Below are 26,539 nucleotides of genomic sequence, written 5' to 3' on the forward strand. Positions count from 1 at the left end.
AAAGCAGGCAGCTTTGAAGCACGCGGGAAAGACTGCGGCGCAAGTTACCTTTGTAAAGGGTACGTTTGACTATGAGCATGGCCGCCCGGTATATGAAGTGGAATTCATCGCAGCAAACGGGACGGGATACATGGAATACGACTACGAGATTGACGCTTCTACCGGAGCGGTACGCAGCTATGATTTTGACGCAGAGAATTACCGTCCAGCCGGCAATCAGGGCAGCGCGTCCGTGGGTGTGACAGTGAGTGAAGCGCGCGCTAAAGAACTGGCGCTGGCAAAGGTGCCGGGGGCGTCGTCCGCTAACATTTATAAATTCAAGCTGGACTTTGATGATGGCCGTTGGGTATACGAAGGTGATATCTATTATAACACTATGGAGTATGAGTTTGAGATCGATGCAAATACTGGTGCTTTTGTGAGTTGGAGTGTAGAATCTATTTACGACTAAGGGAAGGGCAGGGAGGCCGATAGACGGCTTTCCCTGTCTTTTGTTTACGCAGGCGCTTGCAGAGGACAAGCTTCCTATCTATTCGACAAATTTTTCTTTTATCATGGAAATGCTCTTTCATTCTTTCCATATCACGAAATACGACCCATAAAAATGGATATATTTAATGTGATTTTAATAGTATAGATATGTAATAGAAAATGATGTGATTATAGACACAAGAACCACGGAAGCAGAAGTGAAACCTACCATTTCCCGTGCGGAATATGATGCAGTAGTTGCCGAAAATGCAGAGCTGCGCAGGAGACTGGATTTCATCATGGGGCAGGTGCGTCCTTTGAAGCATAAGACCTTTGGAAGCTCTTCTGAGCGTGCCATAGAGGAACTCATCGGGCAAATCAGCTTCATCTTTAACGCGGCAGAAGCATGGAAGCCTGAAGAGAAAGATCTGTCTGAAAGCACTACTGTAGCAGAGCATGCACGGAAGAAGCGCTCCAATAATCTGGATAGTATCTTGCCCGAGAACATCAAGGTTGAAGTGGTAGAGCATGGTATTCCGAAAGAAGATCGAGTCTGTGATGTCTGCGGCACGATTATGGAGCGGACCGGTAAGGAAGTTACGCGCCGCTCATCCTGCACCCCGCCACTGCTACGATCCGCGAGGGTGTATATTATACATACGCATGCCAGAGATGCAAAGTTGAGACAACGGAAACGCCGAGCATGAAAGCTGAGAAGATGCCGGCTGTGATCCCGGGCAGCTTTGCCTCGCCGGAAGCGATTGACCATATCATGGTGCAAAAGTTTGTAATGGCGTCCCCCGCTGTACCGGCAGGAACAGGAACTGAACCGTTCCGGCATTAAGTTCTCACGGCAAACGATGTCCAACTGGATACTCCGCGCAGCGGACGATTGGCTGATTCCGATCTACAATGAAATGCACCACAGGCTTGTACAGGAGAAAGTGCTGCATGTGGATGAAACCACGCTCCAGGTGCTGAAGGAACCTAGGAAGACGGCCCAGCCCAAGCGCTATATGTGGCTCTACCGGACGGGCAGCTGCGCTGAGCAGCCTATGGTGCTCTACGAATACCGTCCAGATCGTAAAGCCAGCAATGCAGCGAACTTTCTGAATGGCTTTTCCGGTTGGCTGCATGCAGACGGATATCCGGGCTACCACAGCCTGCCGGATAATGTCCGCGTTGTGGGATGCTGGGCACACCTGCGCCGCAAGTTTGATGAAGCGGTGAAGTCCCTGCCGAAGCAGAACCAGACAAACACTGCCGCATTGCAAGGGCAGGCGTATTGCAGCAAACTATTCTCAATAGAGAAAGAATTACAGGGCTTGCCGCCGGAAGAACGATATACGTAGCGTCTGGAACGATCCAAACCGGTGATGGACGCTTTGTTGTCATGGGCTTCTGCGAATAAGGCCACCCCCTAAGTCTATACGGGGCAAGGCGCTGCACTATCTGGAAGAGCGATGGCCGTATCTGATTCGTGTTTTGGAAGATGGGCGTCTGGAGTTAAGCAACAACTTGGCGGAACGTAGCATAAAGCCATTTGTGATTGGAAGGAAGAATTTTCTGTTTGCAAACACGCCCCATGGCGCGCAAGGCAGCGCAGTGATCTACAGCATAATTGAAACTGCTAAAGCCAACAATCTTGATCTCTACCGTTATTTGACATGGGTGCTGACGAATGCTCCGATACTGGCATCCGGAAAGGAGGAATGGGCGGCGGCTTTGCTGCCGGACCATACTCCGGATCATTGCCGGTCCATATAAATTGAATATCTGGTTTTGGAAAACGGGTCTGCTTGCTAAGCAGGCCCCTTTTTTATGTCTACACGTGTCATATGATTGTTTCCTATTAGGAACACTGTAAATACAAGGCTTTTCGGAGCCTACGAACCACAAAAAATAATATTTGATCTATCACATTACACAAAAAGCCGTCCGGCGTTCAAATCGGGCGGCTTTTTTGCGTGGATAGACCGGAAGGAGGCGGAAAAATAATTACAGAAATTTAACCCGAAAAATTGTGCAACTTTCACGAAAAGGAGGATGGTGAATGGCAGATGAAAAATTGAACACAGGCCCCGGTGAGGAGAAGCTCCCGGAGGCTCCCGCTCCTGTTACGGTTGACGGGCCCCAGGCTCCGGCTCCCGAACAGACTGCCGCTCCCACACCCCAGCAGGAGGGGCCTGCCAAGCCCGAGCCCGGTGATGTGGTGGTGTCCTTTGACAAAATCAATGAGCTGATGAATGAAAAGCGGCAGACAGCCCGGGCCGAGGTAGAAAAAGAGGAGGCGGCAAAAGAGCCGGAGGAGAAAACGCAGGAGGAACCTCCCGCCGCTGGGGATGGCGAACCGAAAAAGGCCCGCCGGGGCCGTCCTCCAAAAGAGGAAAAAGCGAAGCCCGCTGGCAAGGAGGCGGCGAAGCCCCGCAAGGGCCGCCCACCCAAGGCGGATAAGGCGGCCTCCGGCGAGGCCACGCCGACTAAGCGAGACAAATTGTTCCGAAGTGGGAAAAAGGCTGCGGAGGTTAAAGCTGCCCCGGAAACCGAAAAGGCGGCTCCGGCCCCGGAACAGGCTCCGCCCCGTCCTATGGAGGAAGGAAAGCTGGTCTATCTGAAACTTTCCGAAATGCATCCGTTCCACACATTTCGCCCCCACCCGTTTAAGGTGCGGGACGATGCCAAAATGCAGGAAACGGTAGCGTCCATCAAGGCAAACGGCGTAATGGTTCCCGGTCTTGCCCGCCTGGAAAAGGATGGCAACGGTTATGAAATTGTGGCGGGCCATCGCCGCCATCATGGTTGTGAACTGGCCGGGCTGGAGGAAATGCCCTTTATCGTCCGGGAAATGACTGACCACGAGGCGGTACAGGCCATGAAGGACAGCAACAAGCAGAGGGATCAGACGCTCCCCAGCGAACTGGCCGCCCTGTTGGAGCTGGAAGTGGAGGACATCAAGCACCAGGGCGGGCGGCTGAAAAATGTGGCCGAGGGCGATATTGGAAAACGCTCCGTTGAGATCGTGGGCGAGGCGCATGACATGAACTACAAAAAAGTCATGCGTTATCTGCGGCTGAACTCTCTTGTGCCGGAACTGCTGGACAAGGTGGACGATAAAAAAATGGGCTTTATGCCCGCTGTGGAGATTTCCTATATCCGCCCCAAAAACCAGCGGCTGATCGCTGTTTCCATTGACGGAGAACAGGCGTCCCCCTCTCTGGCCCAGGCGAAAAAGCTCCGGGAGCTGGACAAGGATGGAAAACTCAACGGTGATGTCATTGATGGCATCTTATCAGAAAAGAAAAAGGAGGATCGAGGCGTGATTATTTCTACCGCTGAACTGGAAAAGTATTTTGGCAAGGAGGCCACTCCCGCCAAAATGAAGGAGCAGATCATGAATTTGCTGGATGAGTGGAAAGAGAAACAGCCGCCCGAACTGGCGAAGGCTCCGAAAAAGATGGAGCAGGACAAGTAACCACTTCGAGACATTTTGTCCCGAGGGCCCTGCCCTCCGCATCATGGCTCTGGTGGTATATATCCCCCGTCGCCGCCTGTTTTTTCGTACAGCCGGGAGCGGGCTGTCAAGGGTGCATTGCACCGCCGTTTTACGGCGGCCTGCCCTTGACGGTCTGCCCCGGCTGTGCTATTTCCCCGGCAAGCGGCGGGGGTATATCCTCCAGAGCCGTCCCCTTTCCCATGATTGGGAAAGGGCGGGGGGATTGGGCTGAACTTTCTTATTAAAATATCGGAGGTATTGACTATGAAGCGTCCCCTTGCATACATTACCGCCGCATGGCTTGGCGGCGACAGTGAAAACGCAGAACAGGCCGCCCGCTACTGCCGGGCGGTTTATGAGGCAGGCTTTTCCCCGATCTGCCCGCCCCTTTATCTGCCCCTGTTTCTCAATGACGCAGTACCCGAGGAGCATAAAAGCGGCATCGACATGGGCCGTGACTTGCTCCGCCGCTCCCATGTGCTGGTGGTCTGCGGCCACACCATGACCGAGGCCATGAAAAATGATATTGCCGTGGCCCAGCGGCTAGGAATTACCGCCACCACTCTTGAGGGCATCCTGACTGTCAAGGGACAGGGTAAACGCTGATGGAGTCTGTTTTTGAGGCTTTCATTTCAAATCCTGCCCTTTACAGTGCGGGGCATCTGGTGGGGGAAACGCTGCATTTCCCCACCAACACGGAGGAGGTGCAGTCCCTCTTAAAGAGGATCGGCGTGGACGGGGTACGCTGCCAGGAATATTTTATTATCTCCTTTGACAGCGACATTCTTGGCCTTTATGACTATCTGGGCGAGTATGAAAACATTGACGAGCTCAACCATCTGGCCCATCTGCTGAAGGAGCTCTCCCCATCAGAACGGGACACGCTGGAGGCGGTTATGGACAGCGGCCAGCATTGTGGCTCGGTGCAGGACTTGATCAACCTCACGCAGAATTTAGATTGTTATGACCTGCACCCCGGCGTGGATGACGAGGAAGCGCTGGGCCGCCTGTATGTGGATGACATGGAAACGCTTGTTGTGCCGGATCATATCAAACCCTACTTTGACTTTGAAGCATACGGGCGGGATGTTTCTATCAATGAAAATGGCCACTTTGCGCCAGGCGGCTATGTAACAAAGATAAGTGATAATTTCCGGGAGGTCTACCACGGCCCCCAGGACATCCCCGCCGAACACAGGGTTTTTGCTTACCCCCAGCTTTCGATCCGGGAGCAGATGGCCGCTTATCAAGAAATTATTGACGGTTCCTCAAAGGAGGGGTTCCGGCGGCTGGCAGAAAAGCACCATGAGGAACGGTAACGGGACTTCGAGACAATTTGTCCCAAGGCGAAAGGAGGCGGTGTAACTGATTGATGAAGAAATTTCCCGGAGCTCCATAGCGATTTCTGTCAGGGCCAGCAAGCTGACAGCCCGGGGGCTGGCCTATGTGCTCCGGGCGGCGGGCCGCCAGATCGCCAAACGGCATAAGAAAGCCCAAAGGCCCCACGGCAGGCAGAGCGTGAAAAAGCTCATGGCCCACGGCGAAAATGTGAACAGCATCGAGGTGGAGGCCCCGAAGCTCTTTGACCGTATGGCCCGCCGTTTTAATGTGGACTATGCCTTTTACAAAACCGGGCCGGACAAATACCTGTTGTTTTTCAAGGCGGGACAGGCGGATGCAATTACCGCCTGTTTTGAGCGGTACTCCCGCAGGCTTCTGGAACAGTCAAAATCCAGCCGCATCCCCATCCGGGAACAACTCAAAAAAGCGGCGGAACAGCTTGTAAAGGAACCGCCCAAAACACAGGAACGGACAAAGGAGGTGGTTCGTGAAGAACGATAGCATCAAAAAATACCTTATTCCCAACATCCCGTATCTGTTTGTCCTGTGGGCCTTTCTCAAGCTGGGGACGGCCTACCGTCTGGCGGCGGGTGCGGATTTTGCTCATAAGCTCATGGGGCTGGGCCAGACCATTGGCCCGGCCTTTGCCGACTTTTCCCCGGGGCTTGCTCCCTTTGACTGGCTCGTTGGCATTGTGGGGGCTGTGGGCTTCCGCCTGCTGATCTATGTGAAAAGCAGGAACGCAAAGAAATTCCGGCGGGATGAGGAATACGGTTCAGCCCGTTGGGGATCTGAAAAAGATATACGCCCTTTTGTCGATCCGAAGTTTGAAAACAATGTCATTCTGACCGGGACGGAGTTTTTAACCATGAACACCCGGCCCAAAATCCCGGCCAATGCCCGAAACCTAAACTGCTGTGTCATCGGCTCATCTGGTTCGGGTAAAACAAGGTTTTGGCTCACGCCCCAGCTTTTGCAGGCTCATTCCTCTTTCGTGGTGGTTGATCCCAAGGGTGGGGTGCTGTCCCAGGTGGGACGCTTTCTCCAAAAGAAAAAGGGGTACAAGATCAAGGTTTTTAACAGCATCGACTTTTCCAAGTCCATGCACTATAACCCGCTGGCGTACATCCGCAACGAGGCCGACATCCTTAAATTTGTGGACGCTCTTATTTCCAACACAAAAGGCGAAGGCAAGGAAGGCGATCCATTCTGGACAAAATCGGAAACCCTGCTTTACTGCGCCCTCATCGCCTATATCATTTTTGAGGGCCCCGCTGAGGATCGGAACATGAACACATTGGTTGACATGATTTCCGGGATGGAGGTCAAGGAGGATGACGAGGATCTTATGAACGCCGTGGACTATATGTTTTCCGGGCTGGAAAAGAGAAAGCCGGATTGCTTTGCGGTCAAGCAGTACAAAAAGTACAAGCTGGCCAGCGGCAAAACAGCAAAATCCATCCTTATTTCCTGCGGTGCAAGGCTGGCTCCCTTTGACATCCCCCAGCTTCGGGAGGTCATGGCCTATGACGAGCTGGAGCTTGATCGCATCGGGGATCGGAAAACGGCGGTGTTCTTTATCATCTCGGACACTACGCAAACCTATAATTTCCTTGTGGCTCTGGCCTTTTCGCAGATGTTCAATCTGCTGTGCGAGAGGGCCGACAATGTTCACGGAGGCCGCCTGCCCCACCATGTACGGGTGCTGTGGGACGAGGCCGCCAACACAGGGCAGGTTCCCCAGCTTGAAAAAATCGTGGCCGTCATCCGCTCCCGTGAGATCAGCCTGACGCTGTTCTATCAGCAGTTGGCCCAGTGTAAGGCGATTTACGATAGACACGCCGAAACCATTTTGGGAAATATGGACAGCGTGATATTCCTCGGAGGCCGGGAGGCCAGCACCATCAAGGAAATATCCGAGAATTGGCTGGGTAAGGCTACCATCTCCATGCAGACGGACAGCCGCTCCCGTGGCCAGTCGGAAAGCTACAGTCAAAATAACCAGCGGCTGGGCCGGGAGCTGATGACACCCAGCGAACTGGCGACCATGCCCGGGGATAAGTGCATTTTACAGCTTCGGGGCCTGCCCCCGTTCTATTCCCCAAAATACGATTTGAAAAAGCACCCGAACTACCGATATACGGCTGAAGCCGACAAAAAGAAAAACGCCTTTGACCTTGACCGGCTCATTAACCGCCGCAGGCGGCCCGGGCCGGACGAGCTGTGTGAGGTGTATGCCGTGGCTGTGCCGGACGATGGGCTCACAAGCGAGGACGAGGACATCCTCAATTATGATGACATCGACGATCCGGACGCCTTTGCATAAACAGGGCTTTGGGACAAAGTGTCCCGAAGTATGTAACCCGCCGCCAGAAATGGCGGCTTTTTTCATGGCCGGGAATACCCCGGAGAAAAGGAGGCTCTATGCAGTTTTTCACTTCCGCTATTGATACTTTGCAGACCCTTGTTGTAGCCCTCGGCGCTGGTCTTGGCGTGTGGGGTGTGGTCAATCTGCTGGAGGGCTATGGATCGGACAACCCAGGTTCCAATGCTCATGTACGGTAAGGAAGCAAGCAACCGAAAACAAGAGATAGACCGCCAGCACTACACTATTCCGAACCAAAGACCAAAAGATAAGCATTGTGGGAAAATCTAAACTTTTGGATTTTCCTACAATGCCAACTACGGCGGAATCCCTCCCACTCCTTATATCTTTCTGTATACATTGAATTTGTATTTAGTAAAATGCAGACAACACCACGGATCGGCTTTTGGTTGGACAATTCCAACCAAACACCACAGCAGACAGCAGAAAACATTCTGAACGCTAGGAAGCCGGTATGATTGTTACATATAAGGGGAAGAAAAATTTCTTTTAGGTACTTGCTTTCCTAAAACTGATGTGATACAATGATTTAATCCAGAAAAGGAGTAAAAAATATGCGGCAAGGTATTCTTAAATAAAACTATAATCAAATAGTGGGAACAAAGGATTATGATAGCTCCTTTTGTAGGGGCTTAGTTTTTTGTACCCAATTTAAGAATACTTTTGCCTTATCAATTTTGACATATCCCCAAAAACAGCAATCACAAACAGGTGTATGCTGTATATGTGTATGTCCGCAACTTATAATCCCCAGTGGTAAAAGTATTTTACTGCTGGGGATTTTTATGCCCTTTGGGGCTGTAAAGGGAGGACAATCACATGAAAATAATCAATATTGGAATTCTTGCCCATGTAGACGCTGGAAAGACGACCTTGACGGAGAGCCTGCTATATGCCAGCGGAGCCATTTCAGAACCGGGGAGCGTCGAAAAAGGGACAACGAGGACGGACACCATGTTTTTGGAGCGGCAGCGTGGGATTACCATTCAAGCGGCAGTCACTTCCTTCCAGTGGCACAGATGTAAAGTTAACATTGTGGATACGCCCGGCCACATGGATTTTTTGGCGGAGGTGTACCGCTCTTTGGCTGTTTTAGATGGGGCCATCTTGGTGATCTCCGCTAAAGATGGCGTGCAGGCCCAGACCCGTATTCTGTTCCATGCCCTGCGGAAAATGAACATTCCCACCGTTATCTTTATCAACAAGATCGACCAGGCTGGCGTTGATTTGCAGAGCGTGGTTCAGTCTGTTCGGGATAAGCTCTCCGCCGATATTATCATCAAGCAGACGGTGTCGCTGTCCCCGGAAATAGTCCTGGAGGAAAATACCGACATAGAAGCATGGGATGCGGTCATCGAAAATAACGATGAATTATTGGAAAAGTATATCGCAGGAGAACCAATCAGCCGGGAAAAACTTGCGCGGGAGGAACAGCAGCGGGTTCAAGACGCCTCCCTGTTCCCAGTCTATCATGGCAGCGCCAAAAATGGCCTTGGCATTCAACCGTTGATGGATGCGGTGACAGGGCTGTTCCAACCGATTGGGGAACAGGGGGGCGCCGCCCTATGCGGCAGCGTTTTCAAGGTTGAGTACACCGATTGCGGCCAGCGGCGTGTCTATCTACGGTTATACAGCGGAACGCTGCGCCTGCGGGATACGGTGGCCCTGGCCGGGAGAGAAAAGCTGAAAATCACAGAGATGCGTATTCCATCCAAAGGGGAAATTGTTCGGACAGACACCGCTTATCAGGGTGAAATTGTTATCCTTCCCAGCGACAGCGTGAGGTTAAACGATGTATTAGGGGACCAAACCCGGCTCCCTCGTAAAAGGTGGCGCGAGGACCCCCTCCCCATGCTGCGGACGACGATTGCGCCGAAAACGGCAGCGCAAAGAGAACGGCTGCTGGACGCTCTTACGCAACTTGCGGATACTGACCCGCTTTTGCGTTGCGAAGTGGATTCCATCACCCATGAGATCATTCTTTCTTTTTTGGGCCGGGTGCAGTTGGAGGTTGTTTCCGCTTTGCTGTCGGAAAAATACAAGCTTGAAACAGTGGTAAAGGAACCCTCCGTCATTTATATGGAGCGGCCGCTCAAAGCAGCCAGCCACACCATCCATATCGAGGTGCCGCCCAACCCGTTTTGGGCATCCATAGGACTGTCTGTTACACCACTCTCGCTTGGCTCCGGTGTACAATACGAGAGCCGGGTTTCGCTGGGATACTTGAACCAGAGTTTTCAAAACGCTGTCAGGGATGGTATCCGTTACGGGCTGGAGCAGGGCTTGTTCGGCTGGAACGTAACGGACTGTAAGATTTGCTTTGAATACGGGCTTTATTACAGTCCGGTCAGCACGCCGGCGGACTTCCGCTCATTGGCCCCGATTGTATTGGAACAGGCATTGAAGGAATCGGGGACGCAGCTGCTGGAACCTTATCTCTCCTTCATCCTCTATGCGCCCCAGGAATACCTTTCCAGGGCTTATCATGATGCACCGAAATACTGTGCCACCATCGAAACGGCCCAGGTAAAAAAGGATGAAGTTGTCTTTACTGGCGAGATTCCCGCCCGCTGTATACAGGCATACCGTACTGATCTGGCCTTTTACACCAACGGGCGGAGCGTATGCCTTACAGAGCTGAAAGGATATCAGGCCGCTGTCGGTCAGCCGGTCATCCAGCCCCGCCGTCCAAACAGCCGCCTGGACAAGGTGCGCCATATGTTTCAGAAGGTAATGTAAAGATACATAATCGTCAAGACGGCAACAATCAGAAGTTATGGAGGGTAACAATGGAATATAGTAAGGAAGATTTAATGGAAGCAAAAAAGCAAATTTGGGGAGTGGGAGAGAACATGGGAACAGAGGAAAGTAAAAAAATCTGGGAGGAGAACGCACAATTTTGGGATAATGCAATGGGTGACGAATCTAATGAATTTCACAGAGAGGTAGTGCGTCCCAAAGTAACGGAACTTCTATCTCCTAATCCTGCGGATTACATTTTGGATATTGCGTGTGGCAATGGAAATTATTCTTCGTATCTTGCACAAAGAGGCGCTTCGGTTGTCGCTTTTGATTACAGCAAAAAAATGATAGAATTGGCTAAAAGACGGCAATCACAATATGCAAAACAAATTGAATTTTGTGTGGCGGATGCGACCGATAGAAAAAGTATATTAGAATTAAAAAGAAATCGAGCCTTTACGAAAGCAGTTTCTAATATGGCAATTATGGATATTACGGATATTGAACCACTTCTTATGGCTGTTTATGAACTGTTGCAGGAAAGCGGAATTTTTGTCTTTGCAACGCAACACCCTTGTTTTGTCACGTTGACTGAAAAATATATGACACCGCACAGTTACTATGATATAGCGATTGAAGGGCAACCGAAAGAGCAGATTTATTATCATCGTTCCATACAAGATATTTTTAACCTTTGTTTTAGAGCTGGATTTGTCATTGATGGATTTTATGAAGAATGTTTTAAAACCAACAAAGAAATTCCTATGGTAATGATAGTAAGGCTTAAGAAGGTAAAACGTGATAGCTTAAAATAAATTCAAGTTTGTCGGGTAAATAGCAAACCCAGCCGAGCCAGTCAACGGTCAAGATGAACGGCGCATATGCGCAGCCGTTGACAGCCCCGCCCGCCTTTGCTGGTAGGCAATCAAGGGGCGACAGCAAGAAGTGCCACCGCCCCGCACTATTATTCAGAAAGGGGAATTTCCATGACCGACCAGATAGCCTATCAAGAATATATCCAGCGCAGGTACAACGCCTTTTGCAAGACTGTTATCCGCTGTGCCGCCTTGGACAAGATTTTGAAGCTTAAACGGCAATGGGAACGGCAAGTTTCCCTTGACTATCTGATGAACGAGAAGTTTGTCCAGTTTGCCGCGTCGGAGCCGGACGAGGAATACCCATTTACCGTCTGCGGTCAGACCGTCCTGCTCTGCAACGCCGCCCTTGCCGACGCGATCTCTGTTTTGCCGGAGCAGACGCGGGAAGAAATCCTGCGCTATTACTTTCTGCGCCAGCCGCAGCGCGTGATCGGCGCGTGTATTGGCCGGTCACGCAGCACAGCGGGGCGGCATATCCAGCTTGCCTTGCAGCGGCTACGCGAAGAAATGGGGGTGAGCCGGTATGAGTAGACTTCTCCCCTATGAAACAATCCTCAAAGCCCGTGAGGGCGACCCAGAAGCCGTGAACGCTGTCCTGCTCCACTACGCCGGATATATCCGCTATTTCTCAAAAGTGAACGGGCAGGTCAACGCCGAGGTGGAGGACTATGTAAAGCAGCGGTTAATTGACTGTCAATTCAAGTTCCGGCTTGACGAACCACCGGACAAGTCATAAAAACTGAATACCAGCCGCCACCGACGCGGCCAGCGAAAGCAGTAAGTCTTGAAAAAGATTTACTGCTTTTTTTGTTGTCCGGCTCCGCTCCCGGCCATTTTGCCCCCTGCCGGTTGTAGTAGTAAGCGAGGAGGGAATTTTTCTGCCCTGGTGTTTGGCATTTGGAGCATTTACCCGTAGTAGAGGGCAAAGAGAAAGGATTTCTCCAACACCGGGTAGAAACCACTGCGTCCGGTGTCATTTTAGCGAAAGCGGGCAGGAATGCCCTTTACAGGATTAGTAGTAGCAGAAAAAGAGAAACAAACTTTTGTGGTTGCAGTTTTCCAAAAAAGTGGCGGACGGAAGTGAGAGAAAGTTTGCAGTCACGGAGAGCAAGTTTCTACCACGGTGCCAAAATCCGCAATTCTGCGGTTTTGCCCCTCGCGGGAAACTTGTTGGGGAGTGCCTTCCCCAAACCCTGCTTTGCGGCTTGCGCCGCAAAAAGATTTCCATCCGGCGAAAAGTTTTTTCTCTCTTTCGCCCCGGAAATGGCTAACAGATAAGAGCATTTTTTGTGATAAGTGAAAGGAGGTTTACAGCCCATGCCGAAGCGATACAACACACCCCACCGAAGCCGCGTTGTGAAAACCCGGCTGTCCGAAGATGAATACGCCGACTTCACAGCGCGGCTTGCGCCCTATGGTATCAGCCAGTCGGAATTTCTCCGGCAGGCGATACGGCGGGCGACCATACGCCCCGTAATCCATGTGTCGGCGGTCAATGATGAACTGCTTTCCGCTGTCGGGAAGCTGGCCGCCGAGTACGGCAGGATCGGCGGCAACCTCAATCAGATTGCCCGGTATCTGAACGAGTACGGCGCACCTTACAATGCGCTGTCCGGCGAGGTACGCGCCGCCATAGCCGACCTTGCCGCCCTCAAGTATGAAGTCTTACAGAAAGTAGGTGACGCGGTTGGCAACACTCAAGCATATCAACTCTAAAAATGCCGACTACGGAGCCGCCGAGCAATACCTGCTTTTTGAGCATGATGAGTTTACCATGAAGCCCGTCCTTGATGAAACCGGCAGGCTTATCCCCCGCGAGGACTACCGGCTGTCCACGCTGAACTGCGGCGGGGAGGATTTTGCCGTTGCCTGTATGCGGGCAAATCTCCGCTATGGGAAGAACCAGCGGCGGGAAGATGTGAAAAGCCACCACTATATCATCAGCTTTGACCCACGGGACGGCCCGGACAATGGCTTGACCGTAGACCGGGCGCAGGCATTGGGCGAGAAGTTTTGCGCCGAGCATTTCCCCGGCCACCAAGCCCTTGTATGCACCCACCCGGACGGGCATAACCACAGCGGCAACATTCATGTGCATATCGTCATTAACAGCCTGCGGATTGAGGAAGTGCCGTTCCTGCCCTACATGGACAGGCCAGCCGACACAAAAGCCGGTTGCAAGCACCGCTGTACCGACGCGGCCTTGCGCTACTTCAAGTCCGAAGTCATGGAGATGTGCCACCGGGAGGGGCTTTACCAAATCGACCTCTTGAACGGCAGCAAGAACCGCGTCACCGACCGGGAGTATTGGGCACAGAAAAAGGGACAGGCCGCGCTGGACAAGCAGAACGCCCCCATGATTGCAGGCGGTATCACGCCCCGGCAGACCAAGTTTGAAACGAACAAGGAGAAGCTGCGGCAGACCATACGCGCCGCGCTGTCTGCGGCGACCTCATTCGAGGACTTTTCCTCTCTGCTGCTGCGGGAGGGCGTGACCGTCAAGGAGAGCCGGGGGCGGCTGTCCTACCTCACGCCGGACAGGACAAAGCCCATTACCGCCCGGAAGCTGGGCGACGATTTTGACCGCGCCGCTGTCCTTGCCGTTTTGGAGCAGAACGCCGCCAGAGCCACAGAAAAGGCCGCAGCCATACCCGAATACCCCCGGCATGGGAAAAACGGCATACAGCCCACAAAAGCCCCACAAACCGCCCCGAAACAGGACGGTGTGCAGCGGCTTGTTGACATTGAGCAGAAACTGGCCGAGGGCAAAGGCCGGGGCTATGAACGCTGGGCGACCATGCACAACCTCAAACAAATGGCCGCGACGCTGAATGTGTATCAGGAATACGGCTTTACTTCCCCGGAGCAGTTAGAAGCCGCCGTTGATACCGCCTATCAGGAAATGCGCCAAACCAGCGGCGAACTGAAAGCGCTGGAAACAAAGCTACAAGGGAAAAAGGAGTTGCAGCGACAGGTACTTGCCTATGCCAAGACCAAGCCCGCCCGCGACGGGCTGAAAGCGCAGAAATCCGAGAAAGCCCGCGCCGCCTACCGGCAGGCAAACGAGAGCGATTTTATCATAGCCGAAGCCGCCGCCCGGTATTTCAAGGCGCATGGCATTACCAAGCTGCCCGCCCGGAAAGCGTTGCAGGCCGAGATCGAGCAGCTTATCTCCGAGAAAGACGGCCTGTATAACACCTATCACGAACAGAAACAGCGGTTCAAGGAATTGCAGACCGTCAAGCGGAACATCGACCAGATTTTGCGCCGGGAGGAACCCCACCGTAGAAAGGAGCAGAGCCATGAGCGATAAGTTACCGAGAATGGACTACCGCCAGCACCGGCGGGCGCGGCGGCTGGTACATGAGTGCTGTAACTATGACGGGGGGAACTGCCTGCTGTTAGATGACGGGGAGCCTTGCGTGTGCGTCCAGAGCATTTCCCTTTCTCTCATGTGCCGCTGGTTCCGTGTGGCTGTCCTGCCCCTTGACGGGGAGCTGGCCGCAGCCCTTTTGTACCGGGGGAGCCGGAAACGGTGTGCGGTCTGCGGCGCGGCCTTTGTCCCCAAATCCAACCGGGGAAAATACTGCCCCGACTGCGCCGGACGCATGAAGAAAATCAAAGCCGCCGAGAGGAAGCGGAAACAAAGGCAGAGATGTCACGCTTTAGAGCCTTTCAAACCCGCATAAATCAAGGCTTTTTTCGTGGGTGTCAAAGGGTACGCGATACATTTATCCTTTTCCCCCGGAAACGGCGTTCTAAATGCGTACAAACGCCCCAAATCCACCCAAAGGAGGAACCATGTCAGACAACCGAAAATACTACTACCTCAAGCTGAAAGAGAATTACTTTGACGAGGACGCTATCGTGCTGCTGGAAAGTATGCAGGACGGCATTCTCTATTCCAACATTCTCTTGAAATTGTACTTGAAATCGCTGAAAAACGGCGGGAAGTTGCAGCTTGATGAAAATATCCCCTACACCGCGCAGATGATTGCCACCATTACCCGCCAGCAAGTCGGCACCGTAGAGCGAGCCTTGCAGATTTTTATGAAGCTGGGGCTTGTGGAGCCGCTGCCAAGCGGCGCGCTGTATATGAGCAACATTGAACTGCTGATCGGCCAATCCTCTACCGAGGGGGAGCGAAAACGGCGGGCAAGGCTGGCTTTGCAGGAGCAAAAAGCCTTGCCAAAGGCCGGGGCGGACAAATGTCCACCATATCAAGCGGACATTTGTCCACCAGAGATAGAGATAGAGAAAGAGATAGAGATAGAAAAAGAGAGAGAGCGAGAGTTAGATACGGGACAGCCCGCCCGCGCCACCTATGGCCGGTATGAAAATGTCTTGCTTTCGCAATCAGAACTGGACGGGCTGAAAGCAGACCTGCCCGACAAATGGAACTACTACATTGACCGGTTATCCTGCCATATCGCGTCCAGCGGCAAGCGATACAAGAGCCATGCCGCCACAATCTACAAATGGGCGCAGGAGGACGCAGCCAAGAAAGCCCCGAAAAAGGGCATACCAGACTACTCATGCAAGGAGGGCGAGAGTTTATGAAGAACGAAATCAACGCTGTTTTGGAGAATATGACGACTGTTACCCCGGAGCCGGAGGACTACACCGGCGAGGACGGTTTACTGTACTGCGGCAAGTGCCGTAAGCCGAAAGAAGCCTATTTTGCGCCGGATAAGGCCGCTATCTTTGGCCGTGACCGTCACCCGGCAGAGTGCGACTGCCAGAGAGCCGCCCGCGAGGAACGGGAGGCCGCCGAGAAGCGGCGCAGGCACCTTGACACCGTGGAGGAACTGAAACGCCGGGGCTTTACCGACCCCACCATGCGGGACTGGACTTTTGAGAACGACAACGGCAGGAACCCGCAGGCCGGGATTGCCCGCCGGTATGTGGAGCATTGGGAGGATATGCGAGCCGACAATATCGGCTGCCTGTTCTGGGGCGGCGTGGGAACCGGGAAAAGTTACCTTGCGGGCTGTATCGCAAACGCCCTCATGGAGAAAGAAATCCCCGTCCACATGACGAACTTTGCCCTTATCCTCAACGACCTTGCCGCCAGCTTTGAGAACCGCAACGAGTACATTTCCCGCCTTTGCCGCTATCCGCTGCTTATCCTTGACGACTTCGGCATGGAGCGCGGCACCGAGTACGGGCTGGAACAGGTTTTCAATGTGATTGACAGCCGTTACCGCAGCGGCAAGCCGCTGATCGTCACGACCAACCTCACGCTGGACGACCTGCACAACCCGGAGGACACCGCCCATTCCCGGATTTATGACCGCCTGCTTTCCATGTGCGTTCCGGTACGCTTTACCGGCGACAACTTCCGGCAGGAAGCCGCGCAGCGGAAAATGGAGAGCATGAAGAAACTGATTACCGACTGAAAGGAGTATTGCCTATGACAGATAACAAGCAGCACGACACCCGCACCACACGCCGCCCCGACTGCGTGACGGAAATCCGCATGGGCAATTCCGTCCTTGTCGTGTCCGGCTATTTCAAGAAAGATACCACGACCACCGCCGCCGACAAAATGGCGCGGGTACTGGAAGCGGAAGCCGCTGCTACACAAAAACCGGCAATTTGACAAACCATAAAGAAGTAGATTTTACACTTTTGCCGCTATACAGCCCCCGCTATTCCGTGGTACAATAAAGCTACGGAATAGTGGGGCTGGCTGTCGGAAACGGAGGATTTTATGTTAAGACAAGCCACCCAAAACCTCATTACCGCCCTTTATCCGAGATTGTCCCATGAGGACGAGTTGCAAGGCGAAAGCAATTCCATATCGAACCAGAAAAGGATTTTGGAAACCTACGCCAAGCAGAACGGCTTTACCAATCTGCGCTGGTACACCGACGACGGCTTTTCCGGCGCGAACTTCCAGCGCCCCGGTTTTCAAGCCATGCTTGCAGACATTGAAGCCGGGAAAGTGGGTACGGTCATCGTCAAGGACATGAGCCGGTTAGGGCGAAACTACTTGCAGGTGGGATTTTACACGGAAATGCTGTTCCCCCAAAAGGGAGTGCGTTTTATCGCTGTCAACGACAATGTGGACAGCGCAAACGGCGGCATGGACAACGATTTTACCCCTCTGCGAAATCTGTTCAACGAATGGCTGGTGAGAGATACGAGCAAGAAAATCAAGGCAGTAAAACGAGCAAAAGGCATGAGCGGCAAGCCCGTTACCAGCAAGCCGGTATATGGCTATCTCATGGACGAGGACGAGAACTATATCGTTGACGAGGAAACCGCGCCGGTTGTCCAGCAGATATACCAGCTTTGCCTTGCCGGGAATGGCCCGACCAAGATTGCCCGTATGCTTACGGAGCAGCAAATCCCCACGCCGGGGACGCTGGAATACCGCAGGACGGGCAGCACCCGCCGCTACCACCCCGGCTATGAGTGCAAATGGGCGACGAACACCGTCGTTCATATCCTCGAAAACCGGGAGTACACCGGCTGTCTGGTAAACTTCAAGACGGAGAAGCCCTCTTACAAGGTCAAGCACAGTGTAGAGAACCCCGTGGAGAAGCAGGCCATTTTTGAGAACCACCATGAGCCTATCATAGACCGGGAAACATGGGAGCGCGTGCAGGAGTTACGCAAGCAGCGCAAACGTCCGAACCGCTATGATGAAGTGGGGCTGTTCTCCGGTATGCTGTTCTGCGCCGACTGCGGCCATGTGATGTACCAGCAGCGGTATCAGAACAAGAACCGCAAGCAGGACTGTTACATCTGCGGCAGCTACAAGAAGCGCACCCGCGACTGTACGGCGCACTTTATCCGCACCGACCTGTTGACCGCCGGTGTCCTCTCCAATCTCCGGCAAATGACCGAGTATGCCGCCAAGCATGAGAGCCGCTTTGTGAAGTTGCTTATCCAGCAGAACGAGATCGGCGGCAAGAGAAAGACCGCCGCAGCCACCAAGCAGCTTGAACAGGCGCAGGAACGCATTGCCGAAGTGAGCCGCATTATCAAGCGGCTGTATGAGGACAATGTGAACGGCAAAATCAGCGACGAGCGTTTCATGGAACTGTCGGCAGACTATGAGCAGGAACAGCGGGAACTGAAAGACCGCGCCGCCGCTTTGCAGGCCGAACTGGACAAGTCGCAGGCCGCCACCGTCAACGCGGAAAAGTTTATGGGTATCGTCCGAAAGCACCTTGCCTTTGAGGAACTTACCCCCACCCTCTTGCGGGAAATGATTGAGAAAATCGTCGTGCATGAGTGCAGCTATGACGAGAACGGCACCCGCAGGCAGGACATTGAGATTTATTACAGCTTTGTCGGCAAGATTGATTTGCCCGAAGCCTAACGCCCGACCTATCCGACACAATGGCCAAGTGCCGGATAGGAACGGCAAAATTTTTTACACTTCTATTGCTTCTTTATCGCACATCAATAAAGAGCCAGGGCATGAAGCAGCTTATGGCTGGCGGCGGCATCATCCTTCTGGGAACCACGCTGATCCCCCTGTTGTCTGGCTTGTTCTAAGGAGGGCTTATGGATTTTCTCACCGACTGGCTCACGAACTGGCTGAAAGAGCTGTTGATCAGCGGCATCATGGGGAACCTCGAAGGGCTCTTTGATACCGTCAATGCCAAAGTCGGAGAGATTGCGGTACAGGTAGGGACTACCCCGGCGGCATAGAACGCCGGGGTTTTCTCCCTCATCCGCCAGCTTTCCGAAACTGTGATCCTGCCGATTGCCGGATTGGTGCTGACCTTTGTTGCCACCTACGAGCTGATACAGATGCTTTTGGAAAAGAACAATATGCACGAGTTTGATGTGGCGAATATCTACAAATGGGTATTCAAAACCGCTTGTGCCATCCTCATTCTTTCCAACACCTTTGATATTGTCATGGCGGTGTTCGATGTGTCGCAGAGCGTGATTGCGGATGCGGCGGGGCTTATTCAGGGCTCCACCGACATTACACCGGATATGCTGGCGGAGCTGGAAACCACGCTGGAGGGCATGGACTTGGGGCCGCTCCTTGGCCTGTGGCTCCAGTCCTCTGTAATCGGGCTGACCATGCAGATCATGGGGATCATCATTTTCGTTCTGGTGTACGGAAGAATGATTGAAATATATTTAATGACCAGTTTAGCACCCCTGCCCGTTGCCACGCTTTCCAACCGGGAGCTGGGCGGCACAGGGCAGAACTACCTAAAATCCCTGTTCGCCGTGGGCTTTCAAGGGATGCTCATACTGGTCTGTGTTGCGATCTATGCGGTGCTTATTCAAGGCATCGCCACAGGCGGCGATCCGATTGGAGCAATATGGGGAACCGTGGGCTATACGGTTCTTTTGTGTTTCATGCTGTTTAAGACAGGCGGCATCGCCCAGCGCATCTTCGGGGCGCATTAAACGGACGGACTTCGGGACAAAGTGTCCCGAGGCCGGAAAAGGAGGAAACAATTTTGAGTAAGGATGTCATATTAACCCCGGAACAGATCGCCGCCGAGGAGCGGCGCTGGCTGTTGGATGCGCCGATTGCGGAGCTGGCGGAGGTAAAGGGCGTGACCTTGGATGAGGCGGTCAAACTGCGGACGGACGCCGTTTTGCAGGAGGCCGCTGTCCCCATCGAAGTCACGGTTCGCCCGATTGAGCCCCAGGGCAAGCTCATCGGCTTTGCCAGCGTCAACTATGGCGGTGTAGTGATTGACGATTTCAAGGTGGTGGATGGTAAGAACGGGATTTTCCTTGGGGCTCCCAGCAAACCCGATCCCACCAGCAGGACGGGCTACTGTTCCACGGTGCGGATCAATGACCGGGCCACCCAGGAGCGGCTCAATGCGGCGGGAGCCCAGGCGTACCATTCAGCGGTGGAAAAGCTCATCGCCCGGGCCGAGGCAGTCCGCCCTACCCCGATCAAGGAGCAGATGGCACAGGCCGCAAGGGAGGCCGGGAAGGAAAATGCCGCCCGAACCGCCCCGGCAAAAAAGAAGGAGGCCCGGGATGACAGGTGATGTGACCTCGAGACAAATTGTCCCGAAGTCTCCAGCCTGCCCGGAGGGGCTGTTTTTGATGGACGGGATTGAAGGGCTGCGCTCTTTGCCGAAGCACTCGGTTGATATGCTCCTTACCGATCCGCCCTATGGCACTACCCGGAACTTTTGGGATGTGCCGCTCCCGGAACTGTGGGAGGCGGTCAAGTGGGCGGTGAAGCCCGAGGGCGCAGTGCTGTTTTTCGCACAATGCCCTTATGATAAGGTGCTGGGGGCATCCAACCTCTCTATGCTCCGTTATGAATGGGTGTGGTACAAAAGCCGGTGTACCGGCTTTCTCAACGCAAGGCTGGCTCCCCTAAAGCGGACGGAAAACATTTTGGTGTTCTATCAAAAATTGCCCTATTACGATCCGCAGTTTGAACAGGGCAAGCCCTATAAGAAAATTTCCCGGACAGGGGACAACAGCCCCAACTATGGAAAATTCCTGCGTTCCAGCAGCGGATCAGAGGACGGCCTGCGCTTTCCCGGAAACCTGTTGTCCTTTTCTTCCGTACAGCGCACCGTCCACCCCACGCAGAAACCCGTGGAGTTGTGCGAGTATCTCATTAAGACCTACACCCAGCCCGGGGAGGTGGTGGCAGACATCTGCGCCGGAAGCGGCACAACCGCCGTTGCCGCCCTCAATACGGGCCGCCACTTTGTATGCTTTGAAACCGCCCCGGCCTTTTATGCCGCCGCCAGTGAGCGCATCCGGCTGGCTGATGAGGCGGTCAAAGCCGGGCAGAAAGGAGTATGACTATCGGAAACTATTCTATCATTTACGCTGATCCCCCTTGGCAGTACCAGCGCAGTAAGGTACAGGGGGCGGCAGAAAACCATTACCCCACAATGGGGATTGACGAGCTTTGTGCGTTCCCGGTGGCTGATCTGGCCGCCCCGGACAGCGCACTTTTTTTGTGGGCGACTTTCCCCCAGCTCCCGGCGGCCCTGCGGCTCATAGAGGCGTGGGGCTTCCGCTATAAGTCGGTGGCCTTTGTGTGGCTCAAAAAGAATAAAAAGGCAGACAGTTGGTTTTATGGTCTTGGCTTCTGGACGAGGGGAAATGCGGAAATCTGCCTGCTGGCTACCAAGGGCTATCCCAAACGGCAGGCGGCAAATATCCATCAGTTTATCATTTCCCCGATTGAAGCCCACAGCAAAAAGCCGGACGAGGCCCGGGAAAAGATTGTGGCCCTTATGGGCGACTTGCCCCGGGTGGAGCTTTTTGCCAGACAGTCCCCGCCCGGCTGGGATGTGTGGGGAAATGAAGTAAAAAGCACCATCCCCGACTTCGGGACAAAGTGTCCCAAAGATGCCGGGGCCGGAAAGGAGGGTGATCCATGCCCTATGTAAATGTCCCCAACGATTTATCCAAAATCAAAACCAAGATGGCCTTTAACCTTACCAAGCGCCAGCTCATCTGTTTTGGCTGTGCGGCGGCAGTGGGCATCCCGTCCTATCTGCTGGCCCGGGGCTCTATCGGTAATATCGGGGCCATGTTCCTTATGCTGGCCGTGATGCTCCCGGCGTTTCTTCTGGCCATGTATGAAAAAGACGGGCTCCCGGCGGAAAAGGTGCTGAAAAACATCCTACGGGCCCGGTTTCTGCGGCCCGGAGTGAGGCCCTATCAGACACAAAACATTTACGCCCCCTTTGCCGGGCGGGGCGCTGTGAGAAAGGAGGATGCGATTGCGAAAGGCAAATCCAACCAGCGGAAGAAAAACCGCAAAGGCTAAAACCCGGGCGGCCCTGTCCGCCCAGCAGACGATCCCCTATGTGGCGATGCACCCGGACGGGGTATGCAAGCTCCCCGGCGGGCTCTACACAAAGACCGTGGAATATGAGGACATCAATTATTCCGTGGCATCCACCGAGGATCAGACTGCGATCTTTGGCGGCTGGAGCTCATTCCTCAACTACTTTGACAGCTCCCTGCCGTTCCAGCTTTCCTTTATCAACCGCCGCTCCCATTCCCGGAGCCGCTATAAGGTAAACATTCCCCAGGCGGATGATGATTTTAACAGCGTCCGGGAGGAATTTACCGGGATGCTGAAAAACCAGATCGCCCGGTCTAACAACGGGATTGAACGCTCCAAGTACATTACTTTCGGCATCCCAGCCGGAGGGATCGTGGAGGCCCGGCCCCGTCTGGAGCGTGTGGAGGCTGATGTGATGGGTAACTTTAAGCGGCTGGGCGTTCCCTGTGAACCGATGGACGGGCGGGCAAGGCTGGCCCTGCTTCACAGCCAGATGCATCCGGGCAACCGGGAACCGTTCCGCTTTTCATGGAAGGACATCCCTCAGACGGGGCTCGGAACCAAGGACTATATCGCCCCGGACAGCTTTGACTTCCGGCACTCCCGCCTGTTCCGGGTGGGCCAGTATTGGGGCGCTGTTTCCTACTTGCAGATTTTGGCGTCTGAGCTCTCGGATAAACTGCTGGCGGAAATTCTGGAGCTGGATGCGGAAATGACCGTAACCCTCCATATCCAGACGGTGGATCAGCTAAAGGCCATCAAAACCATCAAGGGAAAAATCTCCGACATCGGGAAAATGAAGGTGGAGGAACAGCGGAAGGCTGTCCGGGCCGGGTACGATCCCGACATTCTCCCGCCCGACCTCATTACCTTTTCCAAGGATGCGGCGGAGCTCCTTGCCGACCTCCAGTCCCGCAACGAGAGGATGTTCCTTTTGACTTTTACGGTAGTCAATATGGCCCCTACCCGCCAGCGGCTGGAAAATGATGTGTTTACCGTGGGCGGCATCGCACAGAAATACAACTGCGCCCTCAAGCGGCTGGACTGGCAACAGGAGCAGGGCTTTGTGTCCTCGCTGGCCCTTGGCTACAACGAAGTGGAGATCCAGCGTGGTATGACAACCAGCTCCACGGCAATTTTTATCCCCTTTATGACAAGGGAGCTGCGGATGGGCGGACAGGCCCTCTACTATGGCATGAACGCCCTTTCCCACAATGTCATCATGGCTGACCGCAAAAAGCTGAAGTCGGCCAACGGAATGTACCTCGGCTCTACGGGCTCGGGAAAATCCTTTGCGGCAAAGCGGGAACTGCTCAATGTCTTTCTGACCATCCCCCAGGATCGGATTATCATTGTTGATCCGATGGGTGAATATGCCCCGCTGGTTCGCAGGCTGGGCGGACAGGTGATCGAGATTGCCCCGGACAGCCCCCACCACCTAAACCCGATGGATGTGGAGCTCAACATGGCCGCCGGGGAGAGCCCTCTTTCCATGAAGGCGGATTTCCTGCTTTCCCTGTGCGAGCTGGTGGTAGGCGGAAAGGAAGGCTTACAGCCCATCGAAAAAACAGTTGTTGACCGCTGTGTGCGGCTGGTGTACCGGGAACAAGCCCTTGGGCTTGATACAGGAAAAACCCCACTTTTGCAGGACTTGTACGAGGAGCTCTTAAAACAGCCGGAGCCCGAGGCCCGGCGTGTGGCAACTGCCCTTGAGCTCTACTGCACCGGCTCCCTCAACCTGTTTAACCATCCCACGAATGTGAAAACCGACAGCCGGGTGGTGTGTATCGTGCTGAAAAACATGGGAGAAAACCTCCGCAAGATCGCCATGCACATCACAAATGAATTTGTGTCCCAGGCGGTAGATACCAACTTCCGGGAGGGCGTGGCGACATGGTGCTATTTCGATGAGTTCCATGTCCTGCTCCGTGATCCGCTGACCGCCAGCTATTTTGTGGCGGTGTGGAAAATGCTGAGAAAGAAAGGCTGCGTTTCCAGCGCCCTCACGCAGAATGTGAAAGTGCGCCCAGATAGGGCGCTGTGCAAAGCAGTCTAAGGTACTGCCGCACACGGCAGTGTGCGAAACAATCTGCCTTACCGACTAAGGAGAAATCCTTTACGGGAACAGCGCATGGCAGAAAAAAGGAATAGTCACCAAAGGACTTAGGTGCGACTGTTTCCTAATGTTAAGAAGATATGAGGATAAGATTGGATTTATCGAATGTAAGGTTCCAGTTCCTGTTTTTTGCAGGTGTGGGAAAAGTCCTGAAACCCATGTCATAACGCTGTCACGTCATCTTTCACGGCGGGACAACTGCCAACACGTTATGAAACAGGCGTGAGAACACGTCACAACGAACCGAAAGCATATCCGACAATCTTCACTAACCTATGCACAGTGCTAACTGGGGATTGCCTAAGTCTGGCTCATTTGCCGGATATGGTAACGGAGGCTCCATAGTAGTCCGAGAGGGATAATGACCCTTACATGGCGAAGGGAGCCAGTTAGTAACATCTAAAATGTAAGAATGAAAGGGAGGAGAAACCTCAATGAAACCAACATCTGAAATTTTAGAGCGTATTGAAAAGTGTTCCAGCGAACACAAAGACGGCGTATTCACAAGACTTTACAGATACTTACTTCGTGAAGATATTTACTACGCCGCCTATCAGAAACTTTATGCAAACAAAGGTGCAACAACACAGGGTATCGACAACGATACCGCAGACGGTTTCAGTGACTTCTATGTAAATGAGTTAATCCAGTCACTAAAGGACGGAACCTACAAAGCCAATCCTGTAAGGCGTGAGTATATTCCAAAGAAAAACGGAAAGCTCCGTCCGTTGGGTATCCCGTCTTTCCGTGACAAGCTCCTGCAAGAAGTTGTCAGAATGATTTTAGAAGCTATCTATGAACCTGTCTTTGACAGCCACTCCCACGGTTTCAGACCGGGTAAAAGCTGTCATACCGCACTCCGTCAGATTTCTTCTGACTTCACAGGCGTGGTCTGGTTTATCGAGGGCGACATACAAGGTTGTTTTGATAACATCAATCACGAAAAATTGATTGAGATTTTGAGCAGGAAAATCAAGGACAGTCGTTTTCTGAACATCATTCGCCAGTTTTTGAAAGCTGGGTATATCGAGAATTGGAAATACAACGCCACTTACAGCGGTTCCCCGCAGGGTGGTATCTGTTCTCCAATACTTGCAAATATCTATCTGAATGAGCTGGACAAGAAGTTTCGGGAAATCGCAGAACGCTTTGATAAGCCGAGGTCTGCATATCAGACACCGGAATACCATGCGGCAAGCAAAGAATTAAAAAGACTGTCTTATTGGATTGACCATACCGCTGATGAAGCGGCAAGACAAGAACTGATTGACCAGCATAGGGCACAGAAGAAAGCTATGAGAAATCTGCCCTGCAAACCTGCCGACAACAAGAAGTTCACTTTTGTCCGTTATGCGGACGATTGGCTGGCAGGTGTGTGCGGCACAAAAGCGGAATGTGAGGACTTGAAAGCCGAAATCGCTGAATTTCTAAGCACAGAGCTGAAATTAACTCTAAGCGAGGAAAAGACGCTGATAACGCACAGCTCCGAAAAAGTCCGTTTCATTGGCTATGATATTTGCGTCCGCAGAAATCAGGAAGTCAAAGGTCACAGAATGAAAAACGGAACGTGGAGAAAATCCCGTACCCTGCACATGAAAGTTGCCCTGTCTGTTCCCCATACGGAAAAGATTGAGAAATTCATGTTTGCAAAGAAAGTCATTCGCCAAAAGGAAAACGGGGAGTTTCAGCCGATACACCGAGCCGGACTTCTCAACCTTGCGGATTATGAGATTGTGGAACAGTACAATGCCGAAGCAAGAGGATTATGCAACTATTACAATCTGGCTTGTGATTATCACACGCTGGACTACTTCTGCTATCTTATGGAGTACAGTTGCTTAAAGACGATTGCTAATAAGCACAAAACCAGTATCCGCAAAATCATTCGCCAGTATAAAGACGGGAAAACATGGTCTGTCCCTTATGAAACTAAAGCAGGAACAAAACGTGTTCGCCCTGTTAAAATCGCAGATTGTAAGCGTGGCGAAGCGAGTGACATCATTTATCAGAGAAAGAAATTCAGCTGGAAAACCACTATTAGACAACGGCTCAATGCCAGAGTTTGTGAACTATGTGGGTGTAAAGAAGCCGATTTGTATGAGGTTCACGTTATACGGAACTTAAACGAATTGGGTAATTCTGATTGGGAAACCGTGATGAAAAAGAAGCGGCGGAAAACGCTTGTTGTTTGTAGCAAGTGCCATGAAAGAATACACAGACACTAATCAATACGTTAATTACTAATGGGGAGCCGGATACTTCGAGAGGAGTAAGTCCGGTTCCGAGGGAGGGTGTAGGAAACCTACCGCCAACGGCGGCAAGGCGCCTTTACCCTACCCTACGA

General features: G+C 52.9%; 27 protein-coding genes and 3 pseudogenes. All 30 read left to right on the top strand.

The annotated features are described in order from the left end of the window. A partial coding sequence (locus OCV66_RS14545) for a PepSY domain-containing protein (protein ID WP_147574574.1) occupies positions 1 to 451 on the top strand: 451 nt, incomplete at its 5' end. 238 nt (positions 452 to 689) lie between these two features. After that, positions 690 to 1,178: an IS66 family transposase gene (locus tag OCV66_RS14550; RefSeq protein ID WP_262564786.1), complete on the top strand. Its 489-nt coding sequence runs from the start codon at positions 690 to 692 to the stop codon at positions 1,176 to 1,178. Beyond that, complete coding sequence (locus OCV66_RS14555) at positions 1,175 to 1,315, top strand: hypothetical protein (RefSeq protein WP_243182477.1); 141 nt, start codon at positions 1,175 to 1,177, stop codon at positions 1,313 to 1,315. The genes OCV66_RS14550 and OCV66_RS14555 overlap by 4 nt, the downstream gene beginning before the upstream one ends. Positions 1,316 to 1,331: 16 nt before the next feature. Beyond that, on the top strand, positions 1,332 to 1,823 hold the full coding sequence (locus OCV66_RS14560) for an IS66 family transposase (RefSeq protein ID WP_256435224.1): 492 nt from the start codon (positions 1,332 to 1,334) through the stop codon (positions 1,821 to 1,823). 100 nt (positions 1,824 to 1,923) lie between these two features. Beyond that, a complete protein-coding gene (locus tag OCV66_RS14565) occupies positions 1,924 to 2,238 on the top strand; it encodes an IS66 family transposase (protein WP_256435225.1) in 315 nt (104 codons plus the stop codon). 286 nt (positions 2,239 to 2,524) lie between these two features. Continuing rightward, on the top strand, positions 2,525 to 3,943 hold the full coding sequence (locus OCV66_RS14570; protein ID WP_147574575.1) for a ParB/RepB/Spo0J family partition protein: 1,419 nt from the start codon (positions 2,525 to 2,527) through the stop codon (positions 3,941 to 3,943). 285 nt (positions 3,944 to 4,228) lie between these two features. Continuing rightward, positions 4,229 to 4,570, top strand: a complete 342-nt coding sequence (locus tag OCV66_RS14575) for a DUF7768 domain-containing protein (RefSeq protein WP_015560029.1) — start codon at positions 4,229 to 4,231, stop codon at positions 4,568 to 4,570. Then, complete coding sequence (locus OCV66_RS14580; RefSeq protein ID WP_054328102.1) at positions 4,570 to 5,283, top strand: antirestriction protein ArdA; 714 nt, start codon at positions 4,570 to 4,572, stop codon at positions 5,281 to 5,283. Before OCV66_RS14575 ends, OCV66_RS14580 begins: the two co-directional genes overlap by 1 nt. A 127-nt stretch (positions 5,284 to 5,410) precedes the next feature. Further along, a complete protein-coding gene (locus OCV66_RS14585; protein WP_005933643.1) occupies positions 5,411 to 5,806 on the top strand; it encodes a PcfB family protein in 396 nt (131 codons plus the stop codon). Next, positions 5,793 to 7,631, top strand: coding sequence for a VirD4-like conjugal transfer protein, CD1115 family (locus tag OCV66_RS14590; RefSeq protein WP_054328103.1), 1,839 nt, complete (start codon positions 5,793 to 5,795; stop codon positions 7,629 to 7,631). The genes OCV66_RS14585 and OCV66_RS14590 overlap by 14 nt, the downstream gene beginning before the upstream one ends. Before the next feature lie 98 nt (positions 7,632 to 7,729). Next, positions 7,730 to 7,858: pseudogene (locus OCV66_RS14595) on the top strand (Maff2 family mobile element protein); the annotation flags it as partial. Positions 7,859 to 8,510: 652 nt separating this feature from the next. After that, positions 8,511 to 10,430, top strand: coding sequence for a tetracycline resistance ribosomal protection protein Tet(W) (gene tet(W), locus OCV66_RS14600; protein WP_002586627.1), 1,920 nt, complete (start codon positions 8,511 to 8,513; stop codon positions 10,428 to 10,430). Positions 10,431 to 10,480: 50 nt separating this feature from the next. Further along, positions 10,481 to 11,248 carry a class I SAM-dependent methyltransferase gene (locus OCV66_RS14605; RefSeq protein WP_002586626.1) on the top strand — a complete coding sequence of 256 codons (768 nt, stop codon included), beginning with the start codon at positions 10,481 to 10,483 and terminating at the stop codon, positions 11,246 to 11,248. 171 nt (positions 11,249 to 11,419) lie between these two features. Further along, positions 11,420 to 11,842, top strand: coding sequence for a sigma-70 RNA polymerase sigma factor region 4 domain-containing protein (locus tag OCV66_RS14610; RefSeq protein WP_002586616.1), 423 nt, complete (start codon positions 11,420 to 11,422; stop codon positions 11,840 to 11,842). Further along, a complete protein-coding gene (locus tag OCV66_RS14615; RefSeq protein WP_002586615.1) occupies positions 11,835 to 12,047 on the top strand; it encodes a helix-turn-helix domain-containing protein in 213 nt (70 codons plus the stop codon). Before OCV66_RS14610 ends, OCV66_RS14615 begins: the two co-directional genes overlap by 8 nt. A 581-nt stretch (positions 12,048 to 12,628) precedes the next feature. Next, complete coding sequence (locus tag OCV66_RS14620; RefSeq protein ID WP_147574577.1) at positions 12,629 to 13,027, top strand: plasmid mobilization protein; 399 nt, start codon at positions 12,629 to 12,631, stop codon at positions 13,025 to 13,027. After that, entirely contained in the window at positions 12,999 to 14,624 is a 1,626-nt protein-coding gene (locus OCV66_RS14625) for a relaxase/mobilization nuclease domain-containing protein (RefSeq protein WP_147574578.1), read from the top strand. The genes OCV66_RS14620 and OCV66_RS14625 overlap by 29 nt, the downstream gene beginning before the upstream one ends. Further along, a complete protein-coding gene (locus tag OCV66_RS14630) occupies positions 14,614 to 15,000 on the top strand; it encodes a cysteine-rich VLP domain-containing protein (protein ID WP_071431006.1) in 387 nt (128 codons plus the stop codon). The genes OCV66_RS14625 and OCV66_RS14630 overlap by 11 nt, the downstream gene beginning before the upstream one ends. A gap of 112 nt (positions 15,001 to 15,112) precedes the next feature. After that, positions 15,113 to 15,871, top strand: coding sequence for a phage replisome organizer N-terminal domain-containing protein (locus OCV66_RS14635; RefSeq protein ID WP_147574579.1), 759 nt, complete (start codon positions 15,113 to 15,115; stop codon positions 15,869 to 15,871). Then, complete coding sequence (locus tag OCV66_RS14640) at positions 15,868 to 16,710, top strand: ATP-binding protein (protein ID WP_147574580.1); 843 nt, start codon at positions 15,868 to 15,870, stop codon at positions 16,708 to 16,710. Before OCV66_RS14635 ends, OCV66_RS14640 begins: the two co-directional genes overlap by 4 nt. Positions 16,711 to 16,724: 14 nt before the next feature. Beyond that, entirely contained in the window at positions 16,725 to 16,913 is a 189-nt protein-coding gene (locus OCV66_RS14645; protein ID WP_005541340.1) for a transposon-encoded TnpW family protein, read from the top strand. Between the two features lie 111 nt (positions 16,914 to 17,024). Next, positions 17,025 to 18,644, top strand: a complete 1,620-nt coding sequence (locus OCV66_RS14650) for a recombinase family protein (protein WP_147574581.1) — start codon at positions 17,025 to 17,027, stop codon at positions 18,642 to 18,644. A gap of 89 nt (positions 18,645 to 18,733) precedes the next feature. Further along, positions 18,734 to 18,823: pseudogene (locus tag OCV66_RS15700) on the top strand (Maff2 family mobile element protein); the annotation flags it as partial. 9 nt (positions 18,824 to 18,832) lie between these two features. Continuing rightward, a pseudogene (locus OCV66_RS14660) lies at positions 18,833 to 19,699 on the top strand (VirB6/TrbL-like conjugal transfer protein, CD1112 family). Positions 19,700 to 19,752: 53 nt separating this feature from the next. After that, positions 19,753 to 20,301 carry a septation protein SpoVG family protein gene (locus OCV66_RS14665; RefSeq protein WP_147574583.1) on the top strand — a complete coding sequence of 183 codons (549 nt, stop codon included), beginning with the start codon at positions 19,753 to 19,755 and terminating at the stop codon, positions 20,299 to 20,301. After that, complete coding sequence (locus OCV66_RS14670; RefSeq protein WP_147574586.1) at positions 20,291 to 21,079, top strand: DNA-methyltransferase; 789 nt, start codon at positions 20,291 to 20,293, stop codon at positions 21,077 to 21,079. The genes OCV66_RS14665 and OCV66_RS14670 overlap by 11 nt, the downstream gene beginning before the upstream one ends. Then, positions 21,076 to 21,675 (top strand): MT-A70 family methyltransferase, encoded by a 600-nt coding sequence (locus OCV66_RS14675; RefSeq protein WP_054328112.1) that lies wholly within the window; start codon positions 21,076 to 21,078, stop codon positions 21,673 to 21,675. The genes OCV66_RS14670 and OCV66_RS14675 overlap by 4 nt, the downstream gene beginning before the upstream one ends. Next, positions 21,663 to 22,058 carry a PrgI family protein gene (locus OCV66_RS14680; protein WP_054328113.1) on the top strand — a complete coding sequence of 132 codons (396 nt, stop codon included), beginning with the start codon at positions 21,663 to 21,665 and terminating at the stop codon, positions 22,056 to 22,058. The genes OCV66_RS14675 and OCV66_RS14680 overlap by 13 nt, the downstream gene beginning before the upstream one ends. Further along, positions 22,012 to 24,135, top strand: a complete 2,124-nt coding sequence (locus tag OCV66_RS14685; RefSeq protein WP_456237158.1) for a VirB4-like conjugal transfer ATPase, CD1110 family — start codon at positions 22,012 to 22,014, stop codon at positions 24,133 to 24,135. Before OCV66_RS14680 ends, OCV66_RS14685 begins: the two co-directional genes overlap by 47 nt. Positions 24,136 to 24,629: 494 nt before the next feature. Then, positions 24,630 to 26,420 carry a reverse transcriptase domain-containing protein gene (locus OCV66_RS14690; RefSeq protein ID WP_147574585.1) on the top strand — a complete coding sequence of 597 codons (1,791 nt, stop codon included), beginning with the start codon at positions 24,630 to 24,632 and terminating at the stop codon, positions 26,418 to 26,420. Positions 26,421 to 26,539: the final 119 nt, after the last annotated feature.

The sequence above is a fragment of the Agathobaculum ammoniilyticum genome (genome assembly GCF_025567315.1).
Taxonomy (GTDB): Bacteria; Bacillota; Clostridia; order Oscillospirales; family Butyricicoccaceae; genus Agathobaculum; species Agathobaculum ammoniilyticum.

Bases quoted from the DNA above. Each gene is read 5' to 3' on its own strand.
- OCV66_RS14555 (WP_243182477.1), top strand. From the start codon at position 1,175: ATGAAAGCTGAGAAGATGCCGGCTGTGATCCCGGGCAGCTTTGCCTCG.
- OCV66_RS14560 (WP_256435224.1), top strand. From the start codon at position 1,332: ATGTCCAACTGGATACTCCGCGCAGCGGACGATTGGCTGATTCCGATC.
- OCV66_RS14570 (WP_147574575.1), top strand. From the start codon at position 2,525: ATGGCAGATGAAAAATTGAACACAGGCCCCGGTGAGGAGAAGCTCCCG.
- OCV66_RS14575 (WP_015560029.1), top strand. From the start codon at position 4,229: ATGAAGCGTCCCCTTGCATACATTACCGCCGCATGGCTTGGCGGCGAC.
- OCV66_RS14580 (WP_054328102.1), top strand. From the start codon at position 4,570: ATGGAGTCTGTTTTTGAGGCTTTCATTTCAAATCCTGCCCTTTACAGT.
- OCV66_RS14605 (WP_002586626.1), top strand. From the start codon at position 10,481: ATGGAATATAGTAAGGAAGATTTAATGGAAGCAAAAAAGCAAATTTGG.
- OCV66_RS14610 (WP_002586616.1), top strand. From the start codon at position 11,420: ATGACCGACCAGATAGCCTATCAAGAATATATCCAGCGCAGGTACAAC.
- OCV66_RS14615 (WP_002586615.1), top strand. From the start codon at position 11,835: ATGAGTAGACTTCTCCCCTATGAAACAATCCTCAAAGCCCGTGAGGGC.
- OCV66_RS14620 (WP_147574577.1), top strand. From the start codon at position 12,629: ATGCCGAAGCGATACAACACACCCCACCGAAGCCGCGTTGTGAAAACC.
- OCV66_RS14630 (WP_071431006.1), top strand. From the start codon at position 14,614: ATGAGCGATAAGTTACCGAGAATGGACTACCGCCAGCACCGGCGGGCG.
- OCV66_RS14635 (WP_147574579.1), top strand. From the start codon at position 15,113: ATGTCAGACAACCGAAAATACTACTACCTCAAGCTGAAAGAGAATTAC.
- OCV66_RS14640 (WP_147574580.1), top strand. From the start codon at position 15,868: ATGAAGAACGAAATCAACGCTGTTTTGGAGAATATGACGACTGTTACC.
- OCV66_RS14645 (WP_005541340.1), top strand. From the start codon at position 16,725: ATGACAGATAACAAGCAGCACGACACCCGCACCACACGCCGCCCCGAC.
- OCV66_RS14650 (WP_147574581.1), top strand. From the start codon at position 17,025: ATGTTAAGACAAGCCACCCAAAACCTCATTACCGCCCTTTATCCGAGA.
- OCV66_RS14670 (WP_147574586.1), top strand. From the start codon at position 20,291: ATGACAGGTGATGTGACCTCGAGACAAATTGTCCCGAAGTCTCCAGCC.
- OCV66_RS14675 (WP_054328112.1), top strand. From the start codon at position 21,076: ATGACTATCGGAAACTATTCTATCATTTACGCTGATCCCCCTTGGCAG.
- OCV66_RS14680 (WP_054328113.1), top strand. From the start codon at position 21,663: ATGCCCTATGTAAATGTCCCCAACGATTTATCCAAAATCAAAACCAAG.
- OCV66_RS14690 (WP_147574585.1), top strand. From the start codon at position 24,630: ATGAAACCAACATCTGAAATTTTAGAGCGTATTGAAAAGTGTTCCAGC.